This is a genomic window from Methylomagnum sp. (genome assembly GCF_054333355.1).
Genome location: NZ_JBTEKS010000006.1, coordinates 1 through 12048, shown reverse-complemented (window position 1 = coordinate 12048; position 12048 = coordinate 1). Strand labels below are relative to the sequence as shown.

The 12048-nt window shown below is 60.4% G+C and carries 10 protein-coding genes; all 10 read left to right on the top strand.

Translation table 11 applies throughout. The features are described from left to right. Nucleotides 1-1125 (top strand): GNAT family N-acetyltransferase, encoded by a 1125-nt coding sequence (locus tag ACXWUF_RS01345; RefSeq protein ID WP_458492849.1) that lies wholly within the window; start codon nt 1-3, stop codon nt 1123-1125. 138 nt (nt 1126-1263) lie between these two features. Next, a complete protein-coding gene (locus ACXWUF_RS01340; protein WP_458492848.1) occupies nt 1264-2184 on the top strand; it encodes a GNAT family N-acetyltransferase in 921 nt (306 codons plus the stop codon). Nucleotides 2185-2186: 2 nt separating this feature from the next. Further along, nucleotides 2187-3767 carry an acyl-CoA ligase (AMP-forming), exosortase A system-associated gene (locus tag ACXWUF_RS01335; RefSeq protein WP_458492847.1) on the top strand — a complete coding sequence of 527 codons (1581 nt, stop codon included), beginning with the start codon at nt 2187-2189 and terminating at the stop codon, nt 3765-3767. Between the two features lie 2 nt (nt 3768-3769). Next, a complete protein-coding gene (locus ACXWUF_RS01330; RefSeq protein WP_458492846.1) occupies nt 3770-5632 on the top strand; it encodes a hypothetical protein in 1863 nt (620 codons plus the stop codon). Nucleotides 5633-6036: 404 nt separating this feature from the next. Next, nucleotides 6037-6843 (top strand): class I SAM-dependent methyltransferase, encoded by an 807-nt coding sequence (locus ACXWUF_RS01325; RefSeq protein ID WP_458492845.1) that lies wholly within the window; start codon nt 6037-6039, stop codon nt 6841-6843. 165 nt (nt 6844-7008) lie between these two features. After that, a complete protein-coding gene (locus ACXWUF_RS01320; protein ID WP_458492844.1) occupies nt 7009-8238 on the top strand; it encodes a pyridoxal-dependent decarboxylase, exosortase A system-associated in 1230 nt (409 codons plus the stop codon). A 12-nt stretch (nt 8239-8250) separates the two neighbouring features. Further along, entirely contained in the window at nt 8251-8466 is a 216-nt protein-coding gene (locus ACXWUF_RS01315; RefSeq protein WP_458492843.1) for an acylphosphatase, read from the top strand. 68 nt (nt 8467-8534) lie between these two features. Continuing rightward, on the top strand, nt 8535-8903 hold the full coding sequence (locus tag ACXWUF_RS01310) for a VOC family protein (RefSeq protein ID WP_458492842.1): 369 nt from the start codon (nt 8535-8537) through the stop codon (nt 8901-8903). A gap of 356 nt (nt 8904-9259) precedes the next feature. Continuing rightward, entirely contained in the window at nt 9260-11311 is a 2052-nt protein-coding gene (locus ACXWUF_RS01305) for a thioredoxin domain-containing protein (RefSeq protein ID WP_458492841.1), read from the top strand. 232 nt (nt 11312-11543) lie between these two features. Then, nucleotides 11544-12048, top strand: a 505-nt coding sequence (gene mtnB / locus ACXWUF_RS01300; RefSeq protein ID WP_458492840.1) for a methylthioribulose 1-phosphate dehydratase, incomplete at its 3' end; no start/stop codon positions are given.

The window sequence follows — 12048 nt, the reverse complement described above, 5'->3', positions numbered from 1 at the left end:
TTGGAAGCGTACAGGGTCGGACGGGGCGAGGCTCACGAAAACCTTGCGATTCGCCGCTATGAGGATATTTTGTCGTTGCCGCCGGAATGCGCGGCCTTGTTTTTGCAAGGGGAGCGGGAAAGTTTCGATTTATCCAGGGATTGGTTTCAATTGCTGGTGTCCAGCGCCCTGCCGGAAAACGCCCGCCCCCTATTTTATGTCATGGTCGGGGAAGGGGGAATCCGGGCAATATTGCCATTATTAATCCAGCCCTCGACCAAACAGTTCCAGGTCGTGGGGCTGGTCACGTTTTATTCTTCCCTGTATCGGCCCTTGCTGGCCGCTGGCGTGACCCCGGAAGAATTGGCCGTGGCATTGAGATACCTTATCCGCGACACGGGCGCGTCGGCGCTGCGCCTGGATGCCATGGATATCGGCCACCCCTCGCTGGCGGTTTTGGAGCCAGCCTTGCGGCTTTGCGGTCTAGCCACATTCCGATTCTTTTGCTTTGGCAATCATTATCTGCCCACGGGGCACCGCCCGTTCGCCGAGTATTTCCGGGAACGGCCTTCCCAGATACGGAAGCTGGCCCAGCGCCGAGAAAGAAAGTTTCTGGCAAATGGGCGGGGACGTTTCGAGATTGTTAGCCAGGGATCGGGGACGCCGCTCGATGAGATTATCCGGGCCTGGGAAAGAATATATTCCTCCAGTTGGAAGCATCCCGAGCCTTACCCCAGTTTCATACCCAATCTGATGCGATTATGTGCCACCCGTGGTTGGCTGCGGTTTGGATTGGCTTATTATGACGGGCAGCCCGTAGCGGCCCAGATATGGATTATCTGCCATGGCCGCGCCGCCATTTATAAGCTGGCCTATGATGAAAAGTTTTCCGCGCTGTCGGCGGGAACATTATTGACCATCCATCTAATGAGGCATGTGATGGATGTGGATAACGTCGCCGAGGTGGATTATCTGGTCGGCGACGACAGTTATAAGGGGGATTGGATGAGCCACCGCCGAGAGCGGTGGGGCGTTGTGGCTTATGATCCGCTAAGTTTGAGCGGTAGTAAGGGCATATTGATCCAGTTTCTTGGTAGGCTCAGGGATGGAATTAGAAAATGCTTAATGGCGCATCGCCATACCTGAAAATAATGGGGTGTACAGCTAGTGAAATGGCATATTTGTCCAATCCAGGACTTTGAGTATCATGCGGAACGGTGGGACAGGCTTAATAGTGAGGGGCCGCGCTCCCCGGTGCTAACCAGCCACTTTTTGAGGGTCGCCTTGCGGGCATTTGGCACGGGGCGGGAAATCTTGGCCCATGGGGAGGGCGCGGATTCTCCGGTCGTTATGTGCGTGCTGCGGCAGGGAGCCTTCGGGATTTGGAACACATTCCAGCCCGCCCAGGCACCTCTTGGCTTTTGGCTGTCCAAGCCCGATGTGGATTTGTCGGAAGCCACCCCCGGACTGCTGGCGGCGCTGCCCGGCGTCTCATTCCTGCTGGGTATCACCCAGCAAGACCCCGAGATATTGGCCCGGCCCGGCGATTCTGATGGCCTGTGTACCATTGATTACATCCAAACCGCCCGGATCGCGCTGGCAGAGGGTTTCGAAGCCTATTGGAACAGCCGGGGTAAGAATCTGCGCCAAAATGTGCGGAAGGCTAATAATAAGCTGGAAAAGGCGGGTTTATCCCCCCGCTTGGATTGCATCACCGATTCCGGCCAAGTGCGGCAGGCCATCGAAAATTATGGACGGCTGGAAAGCGCCGGTTGGAAGTCACGGGAAGGCACGGCGGTTCACGCGGACAATAGTCAGGGTCAATTTTATATTGACCTATTGCAAGCCTATTGCGGGATGGGGTTGGGGAAGATTTATCAGTACACTCTCAATGGCAATATTGCGGCCATGGATATATGTATCCAATATGATGGCGTGCTGGTAATTCTTAAGACCGCTTATGACGAATCGTTGGCGGATTTTTCGCCCGCCATGCTGATGCACTATGAGATTTTCCGCGACGCCTTCGCGGCGGCGGAATTGGAGCGCATCGAGTTTTATGGCAAGGTGATGGAGTGGCATAGGCGCTGGACCGAGGCCATCCGCGTTCTATATCACCTCAATGGCTATCGGTGGGGTTGGCTACGGCGTTTGCAAGCCTATCGAAGCGCGTTATTTAAACCGGCTCAAGGCCAGAAGGATTGATTATGAATGGAGTTTTGCAAGCCTTTTTGGTGAATGGTGACAAGGTTCATCACGCCCGCCCTGCCTTAGCGGAAGGAACCCGGGCGCTTGGCTATGGGCAGCTTTTGGAAGAAACCCAGCGGGCGGCGAATCTATTGCTAGCCCTGGGCATCGGACGCGCCGAGCGGGTCGCCGTCTACTTGGAAAAGCGCGTCGATACCGTGGTGGCGCTGTTCGGCGCGGCGGCGGCGGGCGGCGTGTTCGTGCCAGTCAACCCGTTGCTGAAGCCCGAGCAGGTGGGCCACATCCTCACCGATTGCGATGTGCGGATTCTGGTCACATCGCCCGAGCGGCTGGAATTGTTGCGGGAAACTCTCGCCCGTTGCCGCGCCCTCCGCACCATCGTCTTGGTGGGCGAGGCGTCCGCCGCGCCGCTGGATGGTCTCCAAATGGTGAACTGGTCCGAGCGGACCCAGGCGCCCGAACATGCCCCGCATCGGGTGATTGACCAGGACATGGCGGCGATTCTCTACACCTCGGGCAGCACGGGCCGGCCCAAGGGCGTGGTGCTGTCCCACCGCAACATCGTGGCCGGGGCGGTCAGCGTCTCCCAATATTTGGAGAACACGCCCGACGACCGCATTCTCTCGGTGCTGCCCCTGTCCTTCGACTACGGCCTGTCGCAACTGACGACCAGCTTCCATGTGGGCGCCTGCGCGGTGCTGATGAACTATCTGCTGCCCCGCGATGTGATACGCGCCACGGCGCGGGAGAAAATCACCGGACTCGCCGCCGTGCCGCCGCTGTGGGTGCAATTGGCGCAACTGGATTGGCCCGAAGGCGTGGCCGACCATCTGCGCTATTTCACCAATTCCGGCGGGCACATGCCCAAGCCCACTTTGGACGCGCTGCGGGCCAAGCTGCCCAAGACCAAGCCCTATCTGATGTATGGCCTGACCGAGGCGTTCCGCTCCACTTATCTCCCGCCCGACGAGGTGGACCGCCGCCCCGATTCCATGGGCAAGGCCATCCCCAACGCCGAAATCCTGGTGGTGCGGGAAGACGGCGGCCCGTGCGCGCCGGGCGAGCCGGGCGAGTTGGTGCATCGCGGCATCCATGTGGCCTTGGGCTATTGGAATGATCCCGAGAAGACCGCCGAGCGCTACAAGCCCGCGCCCGGCCAACTGGCGGGCCTGCCCCTCACCGAAATGGCGGTGTGGTCCGGCGACACGGTGCGGATGGACGAGGAGGGCTTCCTGTATTTCATCGGGCGCCGCGACGAGATGATTAAGACTTCCGGCTACCGGGTCAGCCCCACCGAAGTGGAGGAAGTCGCCTACGCCACCGGCTTGGTGGCCGAGGTGGCGGCGGTGGGCGTGGATCATCCGGTGCTGGGCCAAGCCGTGGTGCTGGTTGCCTACGCGATCAACAACGGCGACGCCATCAGCGCTCAACTGATGGAGGCGTGCAAGCGGGACTTGCCGGGCTTCATGGCGCCGACCCAGATCATTGCCCGCCACGAGCCGCTGCCCCGCAATCCCAATGGCAAGATCGACCGCAAGCGGCTCGGTATGGCGTTGGCGGATTTATTCCAAGCGGCGTAGCCATGACTAGAAATGAGTCATCGCCTTCCATCCTGTTGGTCGCGGCGCCGATTCTGCTCATTCAATTGGCTTTTCTCGCCAGGGTTTTCCCGCTTTCCCAACTGGTGAGCGACAAACCCTTGCTCACCATTGACCATGCTTATCATTTATATCAGCTAGACATCGCTTCGGGATTATTGGAGCAAGGCCGGTTGATGGGGTATGAGCCGCGCTTCAATGCCGGTTATTTGGGGGGGCTGCCCTATAATGCCAGCGGGAAATTGCCCGCGTTGTTGGCTTACTTGTTCAAGCCGGTATTGACGCAAGTCCAAATCTACAAGATTTATGTCTTTTTTGCCTCTTTGATAGCCCCGATATGCGCGCCATTGGCGGCGTTGATACTGGGATTTTGGCGGCGGGTGATAGGTTTAGCCAGCCTATTTGGATTGCTGCTTTGGTGGGTTTCCGCCTTCCATTGGTATCATACCGCCGGGATGGTTTCTTTTGTGCTGGCGTCGTTTGCCACATTGCCTTATTGCGCTTTGCTGTCCAGATTGGTCATGGACGAGTATGGCTGGAAAATCCCGCTCGCGCTGGGTTTATCAGGGGGGCTGCTGTTTTTGCTGCACCCGTTGTTTCCCCTCGCGGTGGCGGTTTACGGTTTGGCGTTATTGGTAAGCCGTTGGGGTCAGTATTCTCCTTCGCGCCTATTCCCAAAGCTGAGTGTTATCGCTTTGCTCAGTTTATTGCCTAATTTGTTCTGGATCATGCCGACGCTGGATTTGCCGGGCATCACCAATGCGGGCGATCCATACCAAAAAGCGGTGGACGCTAGAATCTTTGGCCTGGAGTTGCTTGGCTTATGGCGTGCGCCCGGCATGGGTGCCAAGCTTAATCCCTTGCTCGTCATTACCGCCTTATGGGCGGCGTGGCAGGTCCGCAGTATTCCCCGCACCATGGAAATAGTCCGCATTTTCCTGTTCATGTGGATTTTCCTGGCGCTATTCGCCGCCTTTGGCGCGGCCATCCCGGCACTTGGTGCGGTGCAACCAAATCGGTTTGGCTGTATGGCGTACCTTTTTTTGGTAATACCCGCCGCTGTGGGGATTAACGAAGCCATATCGGGTTTGCAGACAAGGCAATCAGGACGCTATCCAAATTGGGCGATACTTTTTTTCGCCGCTGGCGTCCTTGGTTTTGTCGGCCTCGAATTGAGCCGGGAACTTTCTGTCACCAGTACCGGGCGCTATGGCATGGCACCCCCGGAGGTGCGTGGCTTCGGGGACACCGGCCTTGGATTAGCGGATTGGCTGAATACGCATACCAACAAACAAGGCAGGGTGCTGTTCGAAACCTCCCTTGGCAGGATTCATGATGGAGCGCATTTGGCGGGGCTATTGGCCAAAACGGGTGATAGGGAATTTATCGGTGGCCCATATCCCTATTTGTTTTTCGCCGGGTTCTGGGATGGTCATGCCTTTGGCAAGCCGATTGAAGCGATTCCCCGGACCCAATTCGCGGCTTACTTGAAGTTATATAATATTGGTTGGATTGCGGCGCATTCCCCGGCCAGCAAACGCTATCTCGCCGGGCAGCCGGGACTTGAGCTTGGCTTGCAGAGTGGGGCTGTGCAAACCTATGTGGTTGAACAGCCGCTGAGTTACTTCCTTGAGGGCGAGGGCAGCGTGACCGCCAGCGCCACCAATCGCTTGGTCATTAGGAGTCCCCATGGCGCGGGCCAGCCACTGGTTTTAAAGTATCATTACATGCCGGGGATGATAAGCAAGGATGGATCGGTTATTGCCCCGGTATTTTTAGAAGACGATCCGCAGCCTTTTATAAGGATCATTCCTAATAGCTATGAGACCGAATTGGCTATGCAATAATGGGGTCTGGATTCAGGCCAAGGATGATAGCGAAATTTCCAGTGGAGGCAGGATTTACGGCGCTATCGACTTGCCCTTCCTGGACACTGGATTCCGGTGCCCTCGCCGGAATGGCGGATATTTTTATTTCGACTGAAGATTCTTACTAATCAGGAATCGGTTTGGCAATCATGCTTACCATGTAACGGATACCTGATTAAGCTTGCCAAGCGCTGGCTTGGAATAACGATTTTTCCCATGGATGGGTAATGATTATGAAAATCGCCTTAATTGAAGTGCTTGCGTGCCCTTGCTGCAAAGCCGCTGCACTGACAACCCACGAGTTGGGGTTGAATTGTGGTGACTGCGGTGCCGAATTTCCTTTGGTGAATGGCCGTCCTATTCTCATTAATGAAAACAACAGCGTGTTTTCCATTGATGATTATCGGGCGGGTATCACCACCACGATGAATATCAGCAATGATGGCCAATATTTGTCGCCACTGGCTAGGTTGAAGCGGTTTTTGGCCGGGACTTTACCCGATGGCTCGTATTCCGCCATGGACCTGCCCATGACCGAAGTATTGCGGCGGGTTAATGAGGCTTGCTCGGGAAGGCCCAGCATTCTGGTGATTGGCGCGGGGGATCACGTCATGGAGCTGCCGGATGATGGCGTTATCCTCTATACCGATGTGGCCTTGGGCACCCTGACCCATCTGGTTTGCGACGCCCATGACCTGCCGTTCGTGGACGATTCTTTCGACGCGGTTATCGTCAACGCTGTGCTTGAGCATGTGGCCGATCCCTACCGTTGCGTGGAGGAAATCCACCGGGTATTACGCCAGGGCGCTCATGTGTTTTCCGTGACCCCCTTCATGCAGCAGGTGCATATGGGCCGCTACGATTTCACCCGGTTCACCCATCTTGGTCACAGGCGTTTATTCCGGCGCTTCACCGAGGAGTGTAGCGGGGTCGCCAACGGCCCGGCGATGGTGATGACCTGGAGTTTTGAGCGGTTCATGGCGGGATTCGCCGGAAATAATAAATGGGGATATTCCAAGCTAAGAACCCTGGCCCGCTTGCTGGTGTTTCCCATCAAATATTTCGACCGCTGGCTGGCCCGGTGTCCAGCGGCCTATGATTCCGCTTCGGCCTTTTATTTTCTGGGGCGCAAATCCGACACCGTATTATCCGACCGGGAATTAATTCGCCAATATCGCGGTTTGGGGTGAGTAATAAGATTTGCCCATCGTTCCCATGGTCTCCGTGGGAATGTATCCGTATCCTTAGACGCTCTGCGTCATGGGGTGCGGGAGCGTCCCCTTAGGCGTTCCCACGGAGACCGTGGGAACGATAAAAATTTAATAAGCATTAAACCGCCCGCGGAGTATTCGACCGTGAGTTTGCAGCATACCTTTCCGCCTTTGTTTCCAATTATTGATAACTGCCTCCAACTGGGTGGCATACCCCTAAACCGCCTCGCCGAACGGGCTGGCCGCACGCCTTTTTACGCCTACGACCGCCGCCTATTAACGCAGCGGGTGGCGGAATTACGCGCCGCCCTGCCGCCCGATATTCACCTGCATTACGCGGTCAAGGCCAATCCCATGCCCGCCGTGGTCCAGCATTTCGCCGGGCTGGTGGACGGCTTCGACGTGGCCTCCGGCGGCGAGTTGAAGGTTGCGCTGGACACGCCCATGGCCCCGGACAAGATCAGCTTCGCAGGTCCCGGCAAGAGCGAGACCGAACTCCGCCAAGCCGCCGCCGCTGGCATCGTGGTGAACCTGGAATCGGCGCGGGAGTTGGACATCCTGGCCCAAGTGGGCGCGGCTCTGGGCGTCAAGCCCAAGGTGGCGGTGCGGGTGAACCCGGATTTCGAACTCAAGGCGTCCGGCATGAAGATGGGCGGCGGTCCCAAGCAGTTTGGCGTGGACGCCGAGCAAGTGCCCGCCCTGCTGGCGCGGATGCGGGATTTGCCGGTCGAGTTTTACGGCTTCCACATCTTCTCCGGCTCGCAGAACTTGAAGGCCGAATCCATCATGGAGGCCCAGCGCAACACCTTCGAGCTGGCCCGCCGCCTCGCCGCCGCCGCGCCCGGCCCGGTGCGGCTGCTGAATCTGGGGGGCGGTTTCGGCATTCCGTATTTTCCGGGCGAGTCGCCGCTGGATTTGGCGGCGGTGGGCAGCCACTTGGCCGAACTCATGCCCGCCGCCCGCCGCGATTTCCCCGAGGCGGAATTCGTCATCGAGCTGGGGCGCTACCTGGTCGGCGAAGCGGGCGTTTATGTCTCCCGGGTCATCGACCGCAAGGAATCGCGGGGCCAGATATTCCTGGTCGTCGATGGCGGACTGCATCATCACTTGGCGGCGTCGGGCAACTTTGGGCAGGTCATCCGCAAGAATTACCCCGTGCTGGTGGGCGACCGGGTGGCGTCCGACCAGCCCGCCCAATCCGCCTCGGTGGTCGGGCCGCTCTGCACGCCGCTTGACCTCCTGGCGGACAAGATGCCGCTGGGCCACGCCCAGGTCGGCGACCTGATTGCCGTACTGCAATCGGGGGCTTATGGGCTGACCGCCAGCCCCACGGCGTTCCTGAGCCATCCGGCCACCGTGGAGCTGTTGATTTGACGGGGCTGCGCCATGACCAAGCGGGTCCATGTCTGGGTGTCGGGCCGGGTGCAAGGCGTGTATTTCCGGGGCACCGCCCGTGAGCAGGCGGTCGGCCTGGGGCTGGTGGGCTGGGCGCGGAATCTGACCGATGGCCGGGTGGAAATCCTCGCGGAAGGGGAGGCGGGATTTCTTGATTCTGTGGGAGCGGGCGTCAGCCCGCGACAGCCGCGCCGGTTCGCGGGCTGAAGCCCGCTCCCACCGAAGCCCGCCCCCAGCTCACACATCACCCTCATCGAATTCCCCACGCCCCGCCCATGAAAATCATCGCCCTGCACCACGCCTCCCTGATGGTCTCCGACCTGGAGCGCGCCCGCTCATTCTACGAGGGCGTTCTCGGCCTCACGCCCAGCGATCAGCGCCCGGCCATGGGCTTCGACGGCGTGTGGTATGACATCGGTCCCCAGCAAGTCCACCTGCTCTCCCTGTCCAGCCCGGAATTCGGCCTGCCCAAGCCGGAACACGGCGGGCGCGACCGCCATATCGCCTTGCGGGTGGCGGACCTCGCCGCGTTGAGGGCCGAACTCGATCAAGCGGGCATTCCCTACACCCTTAGCCGCTCGGGTCGGCCAGCCTTGTTCTGCCGCGACCCGGACGGCAACGCCTTTGAGTTGATTGGGGAATAGTGATTCGTAGGATGGGTGGAGCCTTAGAGCGTTTTCAACATGAGCGTACGGCGGCGAGAAAGGCCTACTCGGTTTCGCAAACCGAGTCGGCCTACGTGAACGCCGTAAACCCAAAATGAAAATGCTCTAGCGGAACCCATCACTCCGGGTCGGGCGGCATGATGGGTTTCGCTGCGCTGCACCCATCCTATGAAACTACGAAACTCAACACACCATTCATTCATCCCCGGTTAGCCCGGCGGCGATTTCCCGGTATGGTTCCGGTCGGCGAAAAACCAAAACAACCCGCCATGCGCGAGGGATTCCCCCGTCGCCCGACTGTCAAATCATCCACACCCATCCCGGAGACCTGTCCCATGAATTCAGCCAATCCAAACGGACCCAACCGCCTGAGCCACGAGACCAGTCCCTACCTCCGGCAACACGCCGACAATCCCGTGGATTGGTATCCCTGGGGCGAGGAAGCCCTGGAACGCGCCCGCCGGGAGGACAAGCCCATCCTGCTGTCCATCGGCTATTCGGCCTGCCACTGGTGCCATGTCATGGCCCACGAGTCCTTCGAGGACGCCGCCACCGCCGCCGTGATGAACGAGCTGTTCGTCAACATCAAAGTGGACCGGGAGGAGCGCCCGGACCTGGACAAGATTTACCAGCTTTCCCACCAGATCATGACCCGCCGCCCCGGCGGCTGGCCGCTGACGGTGATGCTCAATCCCCACAACCATCTGCCGTTCTTCGCGGGCACCTATTTCCCCAAGGAGGCCCGTTATCAATTGCCCGCCTTCGTCACCCTTCTGCAACGGGTGGCCGGGTATTACCACGGCAATCAGGACGACCTGCGCCAGCACAGCGATTCCATCGCCGACATCCTGCGCTCGGTGGGGCAGGGGAGCGGCAGCGAAGCGCCCGACGAGGCCGTCCTGGCCCGCGCCCGGCGTGCCCTGGAGGCGGATTTCGATACCGACAACGGCGGTTTTGGCGGCGCGCCCAAATTCCCGCAGGTGGCGAATCTGGAATTCTTGTTGAGCGCTTGGCGGCGCAGCGACGGGCAGGACGAGGCCGCGCTGGGCATGGTCGCCACCAGTTTGCGGCGCATGACGGAAGGCGGCTTGTTCGACCAGATCGGCGGCGGGTTTTGCCGGTATTCCGTGGACGCCGCTTGGCAGATTCCGCATTTCGAAAAGATGCTGTACGACAACGGCGTGCTGCTGGCGCTGTATGCGGAAGTTTTCCAGGCCACCGGCGATCCGCTGTTCCGCTACGCCGCCGAGGCCACGGCGGCGTGGGCGATGCGGGAAATGCAGTCGCCGGAGGGCGGTTTCTTCTCGGCCTTGGACGCGGACTCGGAAGGCGAGGAGGGCAAGTATTACGTTTGGGACCGCCGCGAGGTGAAGGCGCTGCTGGCACCGGATGAATATGCCGTGGCGGAGCTTCATTACGGGCTGGACCAGACGCCCAACTTCGAGGGCCATTGGCATCTGCATGTGGAGCGGCTCTTGCCGGATGTGGCGGCCCGGCTGGGCATCGCCAACGAGGCGGCGGAACGGCGGTTGGCTTCGGCGCGGACCACGCTGTTCGCGGCGCGGGAAAAGCGCGTCCGGCCCGGCCTGGACGACAAGGTGCTGACCGCTTGGAATGGCCTGATGATTAAGGGGCTGGCGACGGCGGGGCGGCGGCTGGGACGGGAGGATTTCATCGAAGCGGCGGGGCGGGCGTTCAATTTTCTCCGGCAACACTGTGGCCGGGACGATGGGCGGCTGTGGGCGACGTACAAGGACGGCAAGGCCCATTTGAATGCCTATCTGGATGATTACGCCTTTGTGCTGGATGCGGGGCTGGCGCTGCTGCAATGCCGCTGGTCTACCCAGGATTTGCATTGGTTGTTGAGCCTCGCCGACCGGCTGCTGGAAGGCTTCGAGGACACGGCGCAGGGCGGGTTCTTCTTCACGTCCGCCGATCACGAAAGCCTGATCCACCGGCCCAAGAGCCTGTCCGACGAATCCACCCCGTCGGGCAATGGCGTGGCGGCGCTGGCTTTGTTGCGGCTGGGGCGCTTGGTGGGGGAGCGGCGCTATACGGAGGCGGCGGAACGCGTCTTGGCGTCCGCCGTGCCGATGCTGCGCCAATATCCCCACGGGCACGGGGCGCTGCTGGTGGCTCTGGCCGAATGGCTGCATCCGGCGGAATTCGCCATCCTGCGGGGCCGGGCCGAAGCCTTGCCCGTTTGGGCCGAGGCGGCGCGGGCGGGCGCGGGGCGGCGCTGGGTGTTCGCCATTCCTAACGAGGCCGGGGAATTGCCGGGTGAATTGGCCGAACGCCGGGCCGAGGCGGGGGAGGTGGCGTATTTGTGCGGCGCCACGGCCTGTCTGCCGCCGATTCGCTCGCTGGCGGAACTGCGCGGCGACTAAAAATCGGTGGTTGTGGGAGTGGCCTTCAGGCCACGACTAGGTGCGGTCTAAAGACCGCTCCCACAGTGGAAATCCTGTGTGAAAAACCGGCTTCTTGCCCCCTTTCCAACGGGAGAAGACAGGCGAACCCACGCACATAGCGCGATTGCCCTGACCCGCCACCGCGCCCGCATTGAGCCAGCCGCCCCCGGCGTCTACAATGCCGCCTCCTTAAAAAAGCGCCACCGCCCCCATGACCGACGAATTCCACCAACGCGCCCACGAGCTAATCGAGGCGGGCCGCTTCATCCACGAACGGGGCTGGGTGCCCGCCACCAGCGGCAACTTCTCCGCCCGGCTGGCCGCTGGGCGCGTCGCCGTCACCGTGTCCGGCAAGCACAAGGGCAAGCTCACCCCGGACGACATCATGCTGGTGGACGCCGAGGGCCGTTCCCTGGACGGCAAGAAGCCCTCCGCCGAAACCCTGCTGCACACCTCGATTTATCGGCGCTACCCGGAAGTGGGCGCGGTGCTGCATCCCCATTCGCCGGGTTCGGTGCTGCTGTCCCGGCTCGTGCGGGACGAGGTGGCGCTGGCCGATTACGAATTGCTGAAAGCGCTGGCGGGGATCACCACCCACGCCACCCGCGTCACCCTTCCGATTTTCCCCAACGACCAAGACATTCCCCGCCTCGCCCGCGAGGTCGAAGCCTATATCGAGCGGCGCGGCGACATTCACGGCTACATCATCGCCGGTC